Raw genomic sequence first — 16,555 nt, forward strand, 5'->3', positions numbered from 1 at the left:
GTCGGACGCATCTCCGCCCCGAAGCGGTCTTTAAAGCCGTCAGAGGATCGTCGCATGCTTGCGCCGCGGGAGTTCAATGTGTTTTTCGCGGAAGAGCTCAAAATAACGCATCAGTTGGGTTCTCAGTTCCTTCGGCGGGATGAGCTCGTCGACGACGAGCTCCCCGGCGAGCTTGTAGATGTCGTAGCCGGCCCGATATTCCGCCCGCAACCGTTCGACGAGGCGCTTTCGTTCCTCCGGATCTTCGATCGCCTGGATTTTGTTGTAATAGACGGCGTTCACCGCCGCCTCCGGTCCCATGACCGCGATCTCCGCCGACGGGAGCGCCAGCGTCACGTCCGGATGGAACGCCGGCCCCGACATGGCGTAGATCCCCGCCCCGTACGCCTTCCGGACGACGACGCTCACCCGCGGCACCGTCGCGCTCGCCGTGGCGAAGATGAACTTCCGCCCCCGCCGGAGGATGGCGTTTTGCTCGACCAGGGTCCCGACCATGAACCCCGGCGTGTCGACGAGATAGAGGAGCGGGATGTTGTAGGCGTCGCACAGCCAGACGAACTCCGCCCCCTTGTCGGCCGACTCCGGAAAGATCGTCCCGCCTTTGACCGCCGGCTGGTTGGCGACGATGCCGATCACCTCGCCGCCGAGGCGGGCAAAGCCGGTCACGAGCTCCGGCGCGTACATCGCCTTCACTTCGAGAAAGCTTTCGGCGTCGACGATCGCCTCGATGAGGTGCCGAACGTCGTACGGTCGGTTCGGATCCTCCGGGAGGATGGCGTCGATTTCCTCCGGGTCCCGGGCCGGGTCGACCGGCGGTGCGGACGGCGGCCGGCCGTCGCTCGAGTCGGGGAGGTAGGACAAGATCCGTCGGACGAGGGCCGCCGCCTCTTCCTCGCTTTCGGCGACGAAGTGGACCGAGCCGCTTTTTTTGGCGTGCACCTCGACGCCGCCCAGCGCCTCCGGCGTCACCTTCTGCCCGATCGCCACCTCGACCATCCGCGGCGAGGCGATGGCCATCGCCGCATCTTTCATCATCACGAGCAGATCGGTGAACACCGGCGTGTACGCCGTCCCGGCGAAACACGTCCCGTAGAGGACGCCGATCTGCGGCACCGCGCCGGACAGGAGGCTGTGCATGTAGTAAAACTCGCCGATGCTTCCCGGATCGACGTGGTGGCCGCCCGTTTCATCGATCCGGGCGCCGGACGAATCGACGAGGTAGACGATCGGCCGCCGGGCCCGAAGCGCCGCCTTCTGCGCGGCGAGAAACTTCTGGGCATGGCGGACGCCGACCGAACCGGCCTTCACCGTATAGTCGCTGGCGATGAAAAAGACCGGTCGGCCGTCGATCGTCCCGCTCCCGGTCACGACGCCGTCGGCGGCGAGCTCCGGATCGTCGTAGCGGGCGAACGTCCCCGTCTCGGTTTCGACGGCGTCGAAAAAAAGCCGCAGCCGATCCCGGACAAAAAGCTTCCCGGCCGCCCGCTGCCGCTCGTGCCCCCGGGGTGGCCCGCCCTGTCGGATGCGTTCCCGTTCTTCGATCAGGCGCCGTTCCCGCTCGCCCATCGTCCCCCTCCTTCGTCCAAATCAAGCGCATCGTCGCGTTCGCCCCGGCGGCCGCCGGCAAGCGCCCGACGGCCGGTCGGGCGAAAACCGCCCGCTTCAGAACTTCCCGCCTCAGTATGATCGCGGGAGATCAAGCGCTCGCTCGGCGATGAAGTTGAGGAGCATCTCGTTGTTGACGGGCGCCGTCTTCATGAGCCGGGCCGGCGCCAGCATCTGAATGAAGCGGTATTCCTTGGCGAAGCCGTTCCCGCCGTGGGTCTGAATCGCCTGATCGACGGCCCGAAACGCCGTTTCCGAAGCGAGGAGCTTGGCCATGCTCGCCCAGAGCCCGACGTCCCGCCCCGGCGCCCCCCGGTCGTAGGCCCGGGCGGCTTCGTATGTCAGAAGGCGGGCCGCCTCTTTTTCCGCAAAAAGCCGGGCCAGCGGATGCTGTACCCCCTGATAGGCGCCGATCGGCGTCTCGCCGAACACCCGCCGCTCCCGGGCATAGGCGGCCGCCCGCATGAGGGCGAGCTCCGCCATGCCGACCCCTTTGGCCGCAAAGAGAATCCGCTCCGGATTCAGGGCGTGAAAAAGGACCTCCGTGCCCCGGTGCTCCGGCCCGATCCGGGCCTCTTCCGGCACTTTGACCCCGTCGAAATAGACGACGAACTGCCCGAAACCCTCGATGCCGACGGTCTCCATCGGCTGAAGCGAAAGGCCCGGCGTCCCGTTTTCGACGAGAAAAAGCCCGAGGCCGTGCCGCCGGCTGCCGAACGACCGCTCCGCCTCCTCTGCCGGCATCGTCCGGGCGACGACGACGATCCAGTCCGCCCGGTCGGCACCGGTGATCCACGCCTTGTGGCCGTCGAGGCGGTAGCCGCTCCCTTCCCGGCGGGCGAACGTGCGGATGTTGAAGCTGTTCGTCCCGGCCTCCGGTTCGGTGATGGCAAAGGCCATCTTGAGGCGGCCCTCGGCGATCGGCGGCAAAAACCGCCGCTTCTGCGCTTCCGTCCCGCCGCGGACGATCGCGAGGGCATCCATCGTCGTGAGCACCGCCAGGACGTTCGCGAGTCCGTGCGCCGCCAACCGCTCCATGGCGATGGTCATCGCCGTCAGGCCGAGGCCGGTCCCGCCGTAGGCTTCCGGCACGAGGGCGCCGAAAAGGCCGAGCTCGGCGAGCACGCCCCAGAGTTCTTCCGGGTACGTCCCTTCATCGTAGATCATTCGGTGGTACGCGTCCAGCTTCGGCCTGAGTTTCTTGAGGGCCACGTCGACCGCCGCGACGACCATCCGTTCCGTCTCGCTCCACGCGGCCGGTGGAAGCATCGTCTCTCACCCTTTCTTTTTTCCGGCCGATCACAGCTCGCCTCGCTCCCGAAGCGCCTTGAGCTCGGCGATCGCATCGGGATTGTCGAGGGTCGTCAGATCCCCGGCGACGTCGCCTTTGAGCCGGAGTTCCCGGAGCAGCCGCCGCATGATCTTCCCGCTCCGGGTCCGGGGGAGCGTCGGCACGATGAACACCCGTGCCGGCCGGGCGTACGCGCCGATCTCCCGGACGATCGCCTCGGCGAACTCTCGCTCGAGGGCCTCCCGGGCCGCCCGATCCGTCGCCGCCACCCCGCTCCGGAGGATGACGAACGCGACCGGCACCTCCCCCCGGATCGGGTCCGGTTCGCCGACCACCGCCGCCTCGGCGACGGCCGGGTGGTTGATGAGCGCCGCCTCGAGCTCCATCGTCCCGATCCGGTGGCCCGACACGTTGATCACGTCGTCGACCCGGCCGGTCACCCAGAGCTGCCCGTCCGGATCGAGGATGGCCGCGTCGCCGGAAAAATACTTCCCCGGGATGCGGCTGAAGTAAATTTCCCGGTACCGCTCCGGATCGCCCCACACCGTCCGGGCGAGGGACGGAAACGGCCGCGTGAGGACGAGGAAGCCGAGCTCCCCCGCCGGCACCGGCTGCCCGAATTCGTCGACGACTTCCGCCGCGTAGCCCGGCAGCGGATGGCCTGCCGCCCCCGGCTTCGTCGGCGAAAGCCCGACGATGCTCGACGCCCACGCCGTTCCCGTCTCCGTCTGGCCGTACGTGTTGTTCACGAAAATCCGCCCGCCGCCCAGCCGTTCCTTCGTCCAGTGGTACGTCTCCGGGTCGAGCGGCTCGCCGACGAGGGCGACGAGCTCGAGGTCCTCGGTTCCATGAATCCAGTCGTCCCCCGCCCGACGGAGCATGCGAAGCAGCGTCGGCGCGGTGAACACCTTGTTGACCCGATAGCGGGCGAGGAGGTCGTAAAACCGCCCCGGCGTCGGATGATCCGGCGCCCCCTCGTAGACGACGAGCGTCGCCCCGTGGGCCAACCCCCCGACGAGGGCAAAAATCGGAAACGTCAACCACCCGACATCCGCCGTGCACCAGTAGACGTCGTCGTCTTGAAGGTTTAAGCTCCACTTGACGTTGGCGTAGGCGCCGACGAGAAAGCCGATGCCCGAATGGACGAGCCCTTTCGGCTTTGCCGTCGTCCCGGACGTATAGATGACGAACCCCGGCGCGTTCGCCTCCACCGGCACGACCGGCGCCGGCTTCGCGATCCCGGCGACGAATTCGTCGTACCCGACGTCCCGTCCGCCCATCGGAACCGGTTCCTCCGGAAACCGCCGGGCGACGACGATCCGCTCGATGCCGTCCAGGCCCTGAAGCGCCCCGTCGAGCGTCGCCTTGAGCGGAACCCTCCGTCCCCGCCGGACGGTGTAGTCGGCGGTCAGCACCAGCTTCGGTCGAAAATCCCGAAGCCGCTCCCGAATCGCCTCTTCCGAAAAGCCGGCAAAGAGCACCGTGTAGATCGCCCCGATCCGCGTCAGGGCGTGGATGTAAATGAACGTCTCCGGCGCGTTCGTCATGTACACGGCGACCCGGTCGCCCGTCCCGACGCCGGCCCGCCGGAGCGCCGCCGCCAAGCGGCCGACCGCATCGACCAGCTCCCGGTACGTCCACACCTCCCGACGGCCGTCTTCCCGCTCGTAAAAAAGCGCCACCTTGTTTTTCCGCGCCGGCAGGTGCCGATCGAGACAGTTGTAACAGACGTTCGAAAGGCCGCCGACAAAATACCGAAACCGCTCGATCGTCCCTTCGACGAGCGTATGCCAGGGAGAAAACCAGGCGAGCTCCCCGGCGATCCGCGCCCAGTACCGCTCCGGCGCGAGGCGGGCTTCCTCCAGAAGCGCCGCCGCCTCCAAATCGGAAAGCGGCGCCTTCCGGCGAAGGACCTCCGTCGGCGGCTCGAGGGACTTCCCGACGTAGATCGCCCCGCCCGCCTCAAGGTTTCCGTCTCGAACCGTCCCCCGCTCCTCCATCCCCGTCGCTCCTTTCCCTCGGTTTTTCCTTTCCGCGCGGTTGTGCCTTCTTCATACCGGGCGTCGATTCTGTCATTTCATCGCCGAAGTTTCCGTCCCCGCTCAGGTCGGCCGCCAACCAGGCGTCCGGCGCACCTTCGGCTTTTCCCGTTCGCTCTCCTCCGGCGACCCGAACCCGGTGCCGGTTACGGCGCCGGCGCCAGGCGGACGAGCACCTCTCCTTCGTCGACGTACTCCCCTTCGCCCTTCACGATCGCCTCGACCGTCCCGGCGAATTCCGCCGCGACCGGGATCTCCATCTTCATCGACTCGAGGATGACCACCTCTTGGCCCGTTTCGACCCGTTCTCCGGGACGAACGAGGACTTTCCACACCGTGCCGCTCATCGGTGCCCGCACGTCCATTGCTCAGCCCCCTAACCGTCTGGCCGGGATCGCCCCGGCCTTCTTTTGGCGCCCCGCTTGCCGGTCGGCGGCGCCGGATGCCTTTTGGCGCCGGGGTTTCATTCAGACGACGCCGGCCGCTTCAGCGCCTCGATCAACCCCGTGTCGTAGCGGCCCTCCACAAACGCCCGAGCGGCGACGATCGCCCGAAGGAGCGGGAGGTTCGTCTTCACGCCCTCGACGCTCGTCTCCGTCAGGGCGGCGGCCAGCCGCCCGAGCGCTTCCGACCGCGTCGCGCCGTGGACGACGATCTTCGCGAGCAGCGGATCGTAAAACGGTGTCACCTTCGTTCCGGCCTCGATCCCCGCCTCGAGCCGCACCCCCTCCGGCCAGCGAACAGACGTCACCGCCCCCGGCGACGGGAGAAACGTCACCGGATCTTCGGCATAGAGCCGCACCTCGATCGCCGCTCCGTGCGGCACGATCGCCTCCTGCGCCCGGGGAAGCGGTTCACCGGCGGCGATCCGAAGCTGCCACTCGACGAGGTCGACGCCGGTGATCATTTCCGTCACCGGGTGTTCCACCTGAAGCCGCGTGTTCATCTCGATGAAGTAAAACCGCCCGGCGGGATCGACGATGAACTCCATCGTGCCGACGTTCCGGTACCCGATCGCCCGGGCGCCTAAGACCGCCGCCCGAAGGAGCGCCGCCCGGACGGACGGATCGAGGTTCGGCGCCGGCGCCTCCTCGACGACCTTCTGATGCCGCCGCTGAACGGAACAGTCCCGCTCGAAAAGATGGACGACGTTGCCGAAACGGTCCGCCGCCAGCTGCACCTCGACGTGCCGCGCCCCGCCGACCCATTTTTCCAAAAACAGCGTCCCGTCGCCGAAAAACCGCTCCGCCCGGGCGCTCGCCGCCTCGAACCGTTCCCGAAGCGCGGCCGGATCGTCGACCCGCTCCATCCCGATGCCGCCGCCGCCGGCGCCCGCTTTGATCAGGACGGGATAACCGATCGCCTCCGCCGCCGCGAGGGCCTCTTCGACCGATCGGACCCCGTCCGGCGTCCCCGGCACGACCGGGACGCCGGACGCCGCCATCCGCTTCCGCGCTTCCACCTTATCCCCCATCGCCCGGATGACGGCCGGGGGCGGTCCGACGAAGACGAGTCCGGCGGCCTCCACGGCGGAGGCAAACTCTGCCTTTTCCGACAAAAAGCCGTACCCGGGATGGATCGCCTCGGCGCCCGTCTTTTGCGCCGCTTCGAGGATCGCCGGGACGTTCAGGTAGCTTTCCCTGGCCGGCGGCGGCCCGATCCGGACTGCCTCGTCCGCCTCCCGGACGTGCGGCGCCTCCCGGTCGGCGTCCGAATAGACGGCGACCGTCCGGAGGCCCATCGACCGGGCGGTGCGGATGATGCGCCGGGCGATCTCGCCGCGATTGGCGATAAGAAGCGTGCGGAACATCGGCTCCCTCCCGTCGCCTCTTCCGAACGAACACTCGCTCGAAAAACCGGCAAGCGAAAACCGGCTCAGCCCTTTCCGACCATATCGTCTTCCCTTGCCCCTTACCCGTTCTCCGATATGCTTATTCCGTATTTTCCCCGGCAATTCGCTCCATTGGGCTCTCACGTTCCGCCGAAAGCGCATCTAGCGTTGCGGACCGGCGCTTCCTTGCCGGCCCCATCCGGGGGACGACCGTATAACGCTTTCATCCGGCGCCGAGCGGACGAAACGGGCCGGCCTTCATCACCATCCCTTCCAGCCGGCGGCCGACTTTGCCCTCAATCCAGCGGGCGACCCCGATGAGGGCGTCGAGGTCGACGCCGGTCGCCACCCCCATCCCTTCCAGCATATAGACGAGGTCTTCTGTGGCGATGTTGCCGGTCGCGTTCGGCGCAAAGGGGCAGCCGCCCAGGCCGCCGACCGACGCGTCGAAGACGGTTGCGCCCGCCTCGAGGGCGGCGTAGACGTTGGCCAGGCCGGTGTTGCGGGTGTTGTGGAAATGGACGCCGATCGGCACCCGGCCGCCGGTCGCCTCGATCGCCCGGCGCACGAGGCGGGCCGCCTGCGTCGGCACCCCAACGCCGATCGTATCGGCGAGCACGATCTCGTCGAACCCCGCCTCCGCCGCCCGCCGCACGAAGTCGACGACCCGCCCTTCGTCGACCGGTCCTTCGTACGGGCAGCCGAAAGCGACCGACAGCGTGAGCGTCGCCCGAAAGCGCCCCCGCGCTCCTGCCGCCTCCGCCTCTTCGAGGAGGGCGGCAAACTGGCGAAAGCTTGCTTCCGGCGCCGCCCCCTGGTTCTTCCGGTTGAAGGTTTCCGTCACGCCGAAGGCGAAGTGGATCTCTTCCACGCCGGCGGTCCGGGCCCGCTCAAACCCCCGCCGGTTCAAAACGAGACCGGCGTACGTCACGCCGGACGCCCGGCGAAATCCCGCCCACACGGCTTCGGCGTCGGCCATCTGGGGCACCCGCTCCGGATGGACGAACGACACCGCCTCGATCCGCCGAAGCCCCGTCGCCGCGAGCCGCTCGATGAAGGCGATCTTCTCCGCCGTCGATAGCCGGACCGGTTCGTTCTGCAGCCCGTCCCGCGGCCCGACTTCCTGGATCGCGATCACCGTCCCCCTCCTTCCGGACGCCCCTTCGCCCCGACCTCCGTCAGCCGACGAGCTGAGCGGGCCGACCCGAACGCTTAGAGCGCCTCGACGTCGGCCGGCCCCGCTTCCAAGAGGCGCCCGAGCGGGGCGGCGCCCCGCTTCCCGTCGGCGTCCGAGCGGGCCGTCACATCGTCCAGCTGAGCTGGCGGCCGCCGATGACGTGGTAATGAAGGTGAAACACCGTCTGCTGGCCGTGGGGACCGGTGTTCGTGATGACGCGAAAGCCGGTCTCGGCGACGCCGGTCACCGTGGCAACTTCCCGGATCGTCCGGTGAATCCGGCCGATCAAAGCCGCATCGTCATCGGTGAGCGCCATCACGCTCGAAATGTGCCGCTTCGGCACGACGAGGACGTGAACCGGCGCGATCGGGTTGATGTCATGAAAGGCCAACGTTTCATCGTCTTCGTACACTTTTTTGGACGGCAGTTCCCCACGGATGATCTTGCAAAAGACGCAGTTTTCTTCGTGCACCGGGCGCCCCTCCGTTTGATTTTTGGTCCGTCCTGGATGCGTGCCGCAAACCCGTCGCCTCCCGTTCGGCACCCTTCGTCGACCGGCTCCCGCAGACGAACGCCGGCTTCCCTCGGCCGACCCCCGGCCTCCGATCGCCGATCGACCCGACGCCGAACCCGGAGGCATTTGCCATCAGTCATTTGCCATCAGTATAGCGAAACCGCCTTGCCGGCACAAGGTCACCGCGCCGCGCCGGACGCAAAACTCGAATTGAACGGCGGTCTTCCCGGCGCCTCCATTTACATGATCTTTACCAAATCTTTGGTCTCCCTTTACCGAACCTTTACCGGATCTTGACGTCGTCGTGGTACGCTCGGGGCAAAGATCCGGACGAAGCCCGCGGAACGAAACGGCCCGAAGCGGCGGTCCATCGGGCCAAATGTGGCCGCCTCATGAGACCGCCTCCGGGCAAACCGCCCGAAGAGGGCCCGTTTTGGCCACGTTTTGCGCGGAAGGAGGCGGGCCGGTGCGCATCGCCCTCTTTACCGACACTTTCCCGCCGGAGATCAACGGCGTCGCGATGACGCTGGCGCGTTTGAAAGAAGCCCTCGAGGCCCGGGGAATCCCGGTCCTCGTCGTCGCGCCGGACTACCCGGCGACGGACGCGCCGTTCGACCGGTCGGTCGAACGGAACATGAGCGTCCCCTTCTTGCTCTACCCGGAAATCCGCCTCGCGGTACCGCGCCCCTTTGCCCTCAAAAAAACGCTGGACGCTTTCCGGCCGACCCTCTGCCACCTCGCCACGCCGGCAAATCTCGGCCTCTTCGGCCGGGCATACTGCCTCCGGCGCAAGATCCCGATCGTCGCCTCCTACCACACCCACCTCGACCGCTACCTCGACTACTACGGCCTGGGATGGCTCCTTCCGGTGTTGACGGAATACATGAAATGGTTTCACCGACCGTGCCGGATGATTTACGCGCCGAGCGAGGAGACGATCCGCCACCTCGAACGCCTCGGCCTCGGCCCGAACGCCCTCTTCAGCCGCGGCGTCGACACGGGGCGGTTCCATCCGCGGCCGCCGGAGCAGGTTCACGCCGTCCGGCGCCGGCTTGGCGTCCGGGAGGGCGAGACGCTCTTTCTGTACGTCGGCCGTCTGGCCCGGGAAAAAGACCTGGACGTCCTCGCCGATGCCGTGCGGGGGCTTTCGGATGACGTCCTTCGCCGGAGCCGGTTCGTCCTCGTCGGCGACGGCCCCCACGCCGAGGAGATCAAAAATCGGTTTGCGGGCCTGCCCGTCGTCTTTCCCGGATTTCTTCGGGGAGAGGCCCTCGCCGAGGCGTACGCTGCCGCCGACTGGTTCGTCTTTCCGTCCAGCACCGAAACGTTCGGCAACGTCGCCCTTGAAGCTCTCGCCAGCGGCGTGCCGGTGATCGGGAGCGCCGCCGGCGGCGTGACGAGTTTTCTCGAGGACGGACAAAACGCCCTCCTTGTCCCGCCCCGGGATCCGAACGCCTTCCGGCAGGCCCTCGAGACGGCCCACCGCCGGCCGGCCCTTCGGAGGCGCCTCGCCGAAGGCGCCTTAAAAATCGCCCGGTCCCGGAGCTGGGACGCCATCTTCGACCGGCTGATCGCGTCGTACCGGGCCGTGCTTCAGGAGACGGGCGTCGCCGCCGGCCCCTAAACGGCGCGGGCGAAACGGGCGACGTCCGAGCGCCCGAAGTCGGAACGGTCCAAAGCCTGAATGACCGAAGAAAAGAAGAAAAATGCAGCGAACGCACAAAAACCGCCGGCCAGGCCGGCGGTTTTTGTGGGACTCCCGCTTAAGCGTCTTCTACCCGGCGTCCGAGGAGCGGAAAGAGGGTAAAGGCGTAGAGCGCCGCCACGCCGACGATGACGTAGACCGTTCGGGCCAGGCCGGTGTACGTCCCGCCGAACAGCGCTCCGATGACGTCGATCTGAAACAGCCCGACGAGAAGCCAATTGAGTCCGCCGATGATGAGCAAGATGAGCGCCAGCGTGCGCACCCGATGCACCTCCTTCCCCTCCTAGGATGTCACCCGGAGGAGGCGTTATGCACCGGATCGCGCCTGAACGCGCCGGGGAGGGCCGCGGCCCCCGCCGGCCGATCGGAAGGCTCGTCAGAATAAGGAGCGCCAGAAGCGGGAGCGTCCGAAGGCAGAAGCGCCGCTTCGCCCGCTCCGGCCGAAGAGGACACCCCGGCCGAAAACCGTTCCGGACGGCGTTCCGGCGGCGGCTCCGACCCAAATGAGGCAGGCGCGGGCGCCTCGGCCGGCTCGGCGATGAGCGTCGAGAGGCGCTTCAGGTCGATGTTCCCGCCGCTTACGACGGCGGCCACCCGACGCCCTGCGGCCGGCACCTTGCCGGCGAGGACCGCCGCGAGGGCCGCGGCGCCGGCTCCCTCGACGAGAAATTTTTCCCGCTCCAGAAGAAGCGTGATCGCCCGGACGATCTCCTCGTCGGTGACGGTGACCATCCGGAGGCCGAGGCGCCGGACGACGTCGAAGGTGATCGTCCCCGGCGCCTTGACGGCGATGCCGTCGGCAAGCGTGTGGACGTCATCGAGGGTGACGCGCTCGCCTCGTTCGAGAGAGCGGACGAAGGCGGCCGCGCCGGCCGCCTGAACGCCGACGACTTCCGTTTCGGGCGAAAGGGCCCGAACCGCCGTCGCGACGCCGGACAGAAGCCCGCCGCCGCCGACGGGGACGACGACAAGGTCGAGCTCCGGCGCCTGCTTGACGATCTCGAGGCCGACGGTCCCCTGACCGGCGATGACGTCGGGGTCGTCAAACGCGTGCACGTACGTCAGCCCCTCCGCCTCCGCCATCCGGCGGGCGTAGGCGTACGCTTCGTCGTACGTCCGGCCGTGGAGGATGACCCGGGCGCCGTACGACGCCGTCCCCTGGATCTTCGTCCGGGGCGCCGTCTCCGGCATGACGATCGTGCACGGAATGTCGAAGGTGCGGGCGGCATAGGCCACCCCCTGGGCGTGATTGCCGGCCGACGCGGCGATGACGCCCCGCCGGCGGGCCGCCTCCGGGAGAAGGGCGATTTTGTTGTACGCCCCCCGGATTTTGTACGACCCCGTCCGCTGCAAATTTTCAAGCTTTAAAAAGAGCATCCCTTCGACGAGCGGCTCCAGCGCCCGCGCCCGCTGAAGGGGCGTCTCATGAGCGACGCCGCTTAAGCGGCGTTTGGCCGCCTTGATCTCTTTGATCGTTACCGCCGAATCCCCAACCGCTTCACGCTCCCATCGTTCCGGATGACCGCCGCCGGCCGGTACCGGTCGGCGGCCGCGCGGGGGCAACCCGCCGCCGGCTGCCCATCCGACGGAGACATTTCTTTGGGATCAGTATACCGATAAAGGACTCACGGCGCAAGCGGCGGCAGAGGATGGGTGCGTTCGTACGCTTTGATGGCGGCAAGATATCGTTCGGTGACGCCGATGTCATCCTCTCCGGCGAGGAGCCGCCGGCGATGCTCCGGATGGATGCGGAAGGCGTAGGTCGTCCCGTCGTCGAGGGCCACGGTCTGGGCCGCCAGGTCGATCGTCACCCAGTATGGCCCGTCTTCCGCTCGGGCAAACAGCGCATCGACGGCCTCGGCGGAAAGCTGCGCCGGAAGGAGTCCGTTTTTGACGGCGTTGTTGTAAAAGATATCGGCAAACGACGGCGCGAGCACGGCGCGAAAGCCGTAGTCCCGAAGGGCCCAGGCGGCGTGTTCCCGGGAGGAGCCGCTGCCGAAGTTTTCCCGGGCGAGAAGCACCGTCGCGCCCCGGTAGGCGGGGTCGTTTAAGACGAACGCCGGATCCGGCGTGCCGTCGGGGCGGAAGCGCCAGTGATAAAACAGAAAATCGCCGAAGCCGGTCCGCTCGATTCGCTTCAAAAACTGCTTCGGGATGATCTGGTCGGTGTCGACGTTCGGCCGGTCGAGGGGGACGACGAGGCCCCGGTGAACGTCAAACGGTTGCACCGTGTTCACCTCCGACGGCAGAAAGCAGCGCCGCGTCTTCCTCCCAGTCGGCAAACCGGCCGAACAGGGCGGCGTAGGCGGCCATCACCGGGCTCACGAGGTGCGTCCGGGCGCCGACCCCCTGCCGCCCTTCGAAGTTTCGGTTCGACGTCGAGGCCACCCGGGCGCCCGGCGGCGCGATGTCGGGGTTCATCCCGAGGCACATGCTGCAGCCCGGCTCCCGCCACTCAAAGCCGGCCTGGAGGAACACTTCGTGCAGCCCCTCCGCCTCCGCCTGCCGCTTCACCGTCTTCGAGCCGGGGACGACGAGAGCCCGTTTCACCCGGGGGTGCACCCGCCGGCCGACCCGGCGGATGACGGCCGCCGCCGCCCGGAGGTCTTCCAGCCGGCCGTTCGTGCACGAACCGATGAAGACGTGATCGATCTCGATGTCCCGAATCTTCGTGCCGGGCCGAAGGTCCATGTAGGCGAGGGCCCGCTCGACGCTCTTTCGCTCCGCGGGGTCGGCAAAGTGGTCCGGGTGCGGCACGGCGCCGTCGACCGGCGCCGCCATCCCCGGATGCGTCCCCCAGGTGACGACGGGCTTTAAGTCGCTCACGTCAAACGTCACTTCGGCGTCGTACTCGGCGTCGGGGTCCGAGGCAAGCGCCCGCCATCGATGGACGGCGGCCTCCCACGCCGCTCCCTTCGGCGCGTACGGACGGCCTTTCAAATAGGCGAACGTCGTCTCGTCCGGGGCCACCAGACCCGCCCGGGCGCCGGCCTCGATCGACATGTTGCAGAGGGTCATCCGTTCTTCCATCGTCATCGCCCGAACGACGTCTCCGGCGTATTCGAAGATGTAGCCGCGCCCGAAGGAGACGCCAAAGCGGGCAATGAGGCCGAGGACGATGTCTTTGGCCGTTACCGCCGGATGGCGCCGGCCGACGATGGTCACCTTCATCGTCCGGGGCGGCGCCTGCCAGAGCGTCTGGGTGGCGAGCACGTGCTCGACTTCGCTCGTCCCGATGCCGAAGGCGAGGGCGCCGAAGGCGCCGTGGGTCGACGTGTGGGAATCCCCGCAGACGATCGTCATTCCCGGCTGGGTGAGGCCGAGCTCGGGGCCGATGATGTGGACGATCCCCCGCCGGTCGCTGTCGAGGTCAAACAGCGGGATGCCGAAGGCGCGGCAGTTTTCCCGGAGGACGTCGATCTGTTTCCGGGCGATCGGGTCGTCGATGGTGAACGGGTCGTCCGTCGGCACGTTGTGGTCGATCGTCGCGATCGTCCGGTCCGGGCGGCGAACCGTCCGTCCGGCGAGGCGGAGGCCTTCGAACGCCTGCGGGGAGGTCACCTCGTGGACGAGGTGGAGGTCGATGTAGAGGAGGTCCATGCCGCCCTCCCCCCGGGCGACGAGGTGGTCGGCCCAGATTTTGTCGACGATCGTTCCGTGGCTCACGCGTACACCCCCTTCGATTTGAGACGGCGGGCGGCCCGCTCGATGACCGCCGCGCCGAACGCCTCGGTTCCGACGGTCCGGACGCCGGCGGGGGCGTCCGCGGGCGTAAGATCCGCCGTCCGGAAGCCGTCGGCGTAGACGTCGTCGACGGCGGCGACGATCGCCCGGGCGACGTCCGGAAGGCTGAGCGAAAGCTCGAACATCATCGCCGTCGAAAGGATCATCCCCGTTGGGTTGGCGACGTCCCGGCCGGCGATGTCCGGCGCCGAACCGTGGACCGGCTCGTACAGGTGCGGCCCCGCCTCGCTCAGGCTCGCCGAGGGGAGCAGCCCGAGCGAGCCGACGAGGGCACCCCCGAGGTCCGAGAGGATGTCACCGAAGAGGTTTTCCGTGACGACGACGTCGAAGGCCCACGGCCGGTCGACGAGGGCCATCGCCATGGCGTCGACGAGGACGTGCCGCACCTCGACCGTCGGGTGATCTTTCCGCACCCGCTCGACGACGTCTCGCCAGAGGCGGCTCGAGGCGAGGACGTTCGCCTTGTCGACGGAGGTGAGCCGGCCGCTTCTCCGTTCGGCGAGGCGGAAGGCGAGGCGGACGATCCGCTCGATCTCTCCTTCGGTGTAACGGAGGGTGTCGACCGCCTCCCGTTCTCGCCCCGTCTCGGTGATGCCCCGGGGCGTGCCGAAGTAAAGCCCGCCGGTGAGCTCCCGGACGATGAGGAGGTCGATGGGCCGGGCGTCCCGCAGGGGACTCCGGTCGAGGAGGGCCGGGATCGTCCGCACCGGTCGCAGGTTCGCGTAGGCGTCGAGCGCCTTCCGGAGGGCGAGGAGCCCCGCCTCCGGCCGGCGCTCCGGCGGGAGATCGTCCCACTTCGGCCCGCCGACGGCGCCGAGGAGAACGGCGTCCGCCGCGAGGGCCGCCCGAAGCGTCGCCTCCGGCAGCGGTTCCCCGGCGGCGTCCACGGCGGCGCCGCCGATCGGGTATTCGAGAAGTTCGAGGCGGGCGCCGGCAATGTCCGAAAGCGTCTCGATGAGCGCCCGGGCGACGCCCATGACCTCCGGGCCGATGCCGTCGCCGGGGAGAAGGACGATCTTCCGGTTCATCCCGTGACCACTCCGGAGTCGGCGGCGCCGAGGGCAGCCGGCCGATCGTCCCCCGCCGCCGGGAGCCGGAGGGTGATCCGGTTCAGCGCGTCAATGTACGCCTTCGCCGAGGCGATGACGACGTCGTTGTCGACGCCGCGGCCGCGGCTCGTGAGCCCGTGAAAGCGGACCTTGACGTACACTTCCGCCAGGGCATCCGGGCCGCCGCTCGTCGACTGGATGCGGTAGTCTTCGAGGGCGACCGGCTGACCGACGGCCCGCTCGATCGCCTTGTAGACCGACTCGACGCTCCCCTCGCCGGTCGCCGACTCGGTCCGGACCTCGCCGGTCGGCAGGCGCAGGACGATCGTCGTCGTCGGGATGACGCCGGAACCGATGGCGCACTGAAGCGAAAGGAGCTCGTATTTTTCCGCCGGCGCCGCCATGTCGACGAAAAGCGCCAGGACGTCGTCGTCGGTGATTTCTTTTTTCTTCCCGGTGAGGGCCTTAAAGGCGGCAAACAACCGGTCGAGCTCCTCGTCCGACCGGACGGCGATGCCGAGCTCCTTGAGCTTTTCCCGGAAGGCGTGCCGTCCGGAGTGTTTGCCGAGGACGATCCGGTTGGACGAAAGCCCGACCATCTCCGGCGACATGATCTCGTACGTCGCCGCATGCTTCAGAACGCCGTCCTGGTGGATGCCGGACTCGTGGGCGAAGGCGTTGGCGCCGACGATCGCCTTGTTCGGCGGGACGGGGATGCCGGTGAGCTTGCTCACGAGCTTGCTCACCCGGACGGTGTGCTCGGTCCGGATGCCGGTTTCGGCCCGGTAGTGATCCTGCCGGACCTTGAGCGCGAGGGCGATCTCTTCCAGGGCGGCGTTCCCGGCCCGCTCGCCGATGCCGTTGATCGTCCCTTCGATCTGGGTCACGCCGGCTTGGATCGCCGCCAGGGAGTTGGCGACGGCCAGACCGAGGTCGTCGTGGCAGTGAGCGGAGAGCTTCACCTTTTCGATGCCGGGGACCCGCTCGAGGATGTAGCGGAACATGGCCGCATATTCTTGCGGCTGGGTGTAGCCGACGGTGTCGGGGAGGTTGACGACCGTGGCGCCGGCGCGGATGACTTCGGTGACGATCCGGACGAGAAAATCCCAGTCGCTCCGGGTGGCGTCTTCCGCCGACCATTCGACGTCGGCGGTGTAGCGCTTCGCCCGTCGAACGCCTTCCACCGCCCGCTCGACGACTTCATCCGGCGTCAGGCGAAGCTTGTATTGCATGTGGATCGGACTCGTAGCGATGAAGACGTGGATGCGGGGCCCTGCGGCGTTTCGAATCGCCTCCCACGCCCGGTCGATGTCGCCGGGATGAGAGCGGGCCAGGGCGGCGATGCGCACGCCCCGGACGGTTTCGGCGATTTTTTGGACGGCCTGGAATTCGTCCGGCGACGAAGCGGGAAAGCCCGCTTCGATGATGTCGACGCCGAACTGCTCGAGGGCCCGGGCGATTTCCAGCTTTTCGTGCAGATGCAGGTTTACCCCGGCGGTCTGTTCACCGTCCCGGAGCGTCGTGTCGAAAATCTCGATTCTCCGCATGGTCTCTCCCCACCCCGCTGCGTTTGGATCGCGAAGGCGTGCCTAGGCGGCGC

Annotated in this window: 14 protein-coding genes; 1 reads left to right on the plus strand and 13 read right to left on the minus strand. The window is 67.9% G+C overall.

The annotated features are described in order from the left end of the window. Positions 1 to 39: 39 nt before the first annotated feature. The 7 genes from SA87_RS00050 to SA87_RS00080 all read right to left on the minus strand — a co-directional run bounded on the left by SA87_RS00050 (position 40) and on the right by SA87_RS00080 (position 8,415). Positions 40 to 1,566: an acyl-CoA carboxylase subunit beta gene (locus SA87_RS00050; protein WP_066197281.1), complete on the minus strand. Its 1,527-nt coding sequence runs from the start codon at positions 1,564 to 1,566 to the stop codon at positions 40 to 42. Between the two features lie 111 nt (positions 1,567 to 1,677). Then, on the minus strand, positions 1,678 to 2,874 hold the full coding sequence (locus SA87_RS00055; protein WP_066197283.1) for an acyl-CoA dehydrogenase family protein: 1,197 nt from the start codon (positions 2,872 to 2,874) through the stop codon (positions 1,678 to 1,680). Positions 2,875 to 2,904: 30 nt separating this feature from the next. Then, a complete protein-coding gene (locus SA87_RS00060) occupies positions 2,905 to 4,896 on the minus strand; it encodes an acetate--CoA ligase (RefSeq protein ID WP_082718445.1) in 1,992 nt (663 codons plus the stop codon). Between the two features lie 185 nt (positions 4,897 to 5,081). Next, positions 5,082 to 5,300, minus strand: a complete 219-nt coding sequence (locus tag SA87_RS00065; protein WP_066197286.1) for an acetyl-CoA carboxylase biotin carboxyl carrier protein subunit — start codon at positions 5,298 to 5,300, stop codon at positions 5,082 to 5,084. A 98-nt stretch (positions 5,301 to 5,398) separates the two neighbouring features. After that, positions 5,399 to 6,745: an acetyl-CoA carboxylase biotin carboxylase subunit gene (locus SA87_RS00070; RefSeq protein WP_066197289.1), complete on the minus strand. Its 1,347-nt coding sequence runs from the start codon at positions 6,743 to 6,745 to the stop codon at positions 5,399 to 5,401. Between the two features lie 244 nt (positions 6,746 to 6,989). After that, positions 6,990 to 7,904 (minus strand): hydroxymethylglutaryl-CoA lyase, encoded by a 915-nt coding sequence (locus SA87_RS00075; protein ID WP_066197292.1) that lies wholly within the window; start codon positions 7,902 to 7,904, stop codon positions 6,990 to 6,992. Between the two features lie 163 nt (positions 7,905 to 8,067). Then, positions 8,068 to 8,415: a histidine triad nucleotide-binding protein gene (locus SA87_RS00080; protein ID WP_066197294.1), complete on the minus strand. Its 348-nt coding sequence runs from the start codon at positions 8,413 to 8,415 to the stop codon at positions 8,068 to 8,070. Positions 8,416 to 8,923: 508 nt separating this feature from the next. On the opposite strand from SA87_RS00080, the gene SA87_RS00085 reads away from it, so the two are divergent. Then, complete coding sequence (locus SA87_RS00085; protein WP_066197296.1) at positions 8,924 to 10,081, plus strand: glycosyltransferase family 4 protein; 1,158 nt, start codon at positions 8,924 to 8,926, stop codon at positions 10,079 to 10,081. Positions 10,082 to 10,220: 139 nt separating this feature from the next. Here SA87_RS00085 and SA87_RS00090 read toward each other — a convergent pair whose 3' ends face one another. The 6 genes from SA87_RS00090 to SA87_RS00115 form a co-directional block, all read right to left on the minus strand. After that, positions 10,221 to 10,433, minus strand: a complete 213-nt coding sequence (locus tag SA87_RS00090; RefSeq protein WP_066197298.1) for a DUF378 domain-containing protein — start codon at positions 10,431 to 10,433, stop codon at positions 10,221 to 10,223. A gap of 20 nt (positions 10,434 to 10,453) precedes the next feature. Further along, positions 10,454 to 11,725: a threonine ammonia-lyase gene (gene ilvA / locus SA87_RS00095; RefSeq protein WP_066197300.1), complete on the minus strand. Its 1,272-nt coding sequence runs from the start codon at positions 11,723 to 11,725 to the stop codon at positions 10,454 to 10,456. A gap of 62 nt (positions 11,726 to 11,787) precedes the next feature. Beyond that, on the minus strand, positions 11,788 to 12,390 hold the full coding sequence (gene leuD, locus SA87_RS00100; RefSeq protein WP_066197964.1) for a 3-isopropylmalate dehydratase small subunit: 603 nt from the start codon (positions 12,388 to 12,390) through the stop codon (positions 11,788 to 11,790). Beyond that, positions 12,377 to 13,828: a 3-isopropylmalate dehydratase large subunit gene (gene leuC, locus SA87_RS00105; protein ID WP_066197304.1), complete on the minus strand. Its 1,452-nt coding sequence runs from the start codon at positions 13,826 to 13,828 to the stop codon at positions 12,377 to 12,379. Before leuC ends, leuD begins: the two co-directional genes overlap by 14 nt. Continuing rightward, a complete protein-coding gene (gene leuB, locus SA87_RS00110) occupies positions 13,825 to 14,934 on the minus strand; it encodes a 3-isopropylmalate dehydrogenase (protein WP_066197306.1) in 1,110 nt (369 codons plus the stop codon). Before leuB ends, leuC begins: the two co-directional genes overlap by 4 nt. Beyond that, entirely contained in the window at positions 14,931 to 16,502 is a 1,572-nt protein-coding gene (locus SA87_RS00115) for a 2-isopropylmalate synthase (protein ID WP_066197309.1), read from the minus strand. The genes leuB and SA87_RS00115 overlap by 4 nt, the downstream gene beginning before the upstream one ends. Positions 16,503 to 16,555 lie beyond the last annotated feature (53 nt).

It is taken from the genome of Hydrogenibacillus schlegelii, assembly GCF_001653195.1.
Classification (GTDB): domain Bacteria; phylum Bacillota; class Bacilli; order Thermicanales; family DSM-22653; genus Hydrogenibacillus; species Hydrogenibacillus schlegelii.

Excerpts from the sequence above, each read along its gene's own strand:
- leuB (WP_066197306.1), bottom strand. The coding sequence starts at position 14,934 with ATGAACCGGAAGATCGTCCTTCTCCCCGGCGACGGCATCGGCCCGGAG.
- SA87_RS00070 (WP_066197289.1), bottom strand. The coding sequence starts at position 6,745 with ATGTTCCGCACGCTTCTTATCGCCAATCGCGGCGAGATCGCCCGGCGC.
- SA87_RS00115 (WP_066197309.1), bottom strand. The coding sequence starts at position 16,502 with ATGCGGAGAATCGAGATTTTCGACACGACGCTCCGGGACGGTGAACAG.
- SA87_RS00065 (WP_066197286.1), bottom strand. The coding sequence starts at position 5,300 with ATGGACGTGCGGGCACCGATGAGCGGCACGGTGTGGAAAGTCCTCGTT.
- SA87_RS00050 (WP_066197281.1), bottom strand. The coding sequence starts at position 1,566 with ATGGGCGAGCGGGAACGGCGCCTGATCGAAGAACGGGAACGCATCCGA.
- SA87_RS00055 (WP_066197283.1), bottom strand. The coding sequence starts at position 2,874 with ATGCTTCCACCGGCCGCGTGGAGCGAGACGGAACGGATGGTCGTCGCG.
- SA87_RS00060 (WP_082718445.1), bottom strand. The coding sequence starts at position 4,896 with ATGGAGGAGCGGGGGACGGTTCGAGACGGAAACCTTGAGGCGGGCGGG.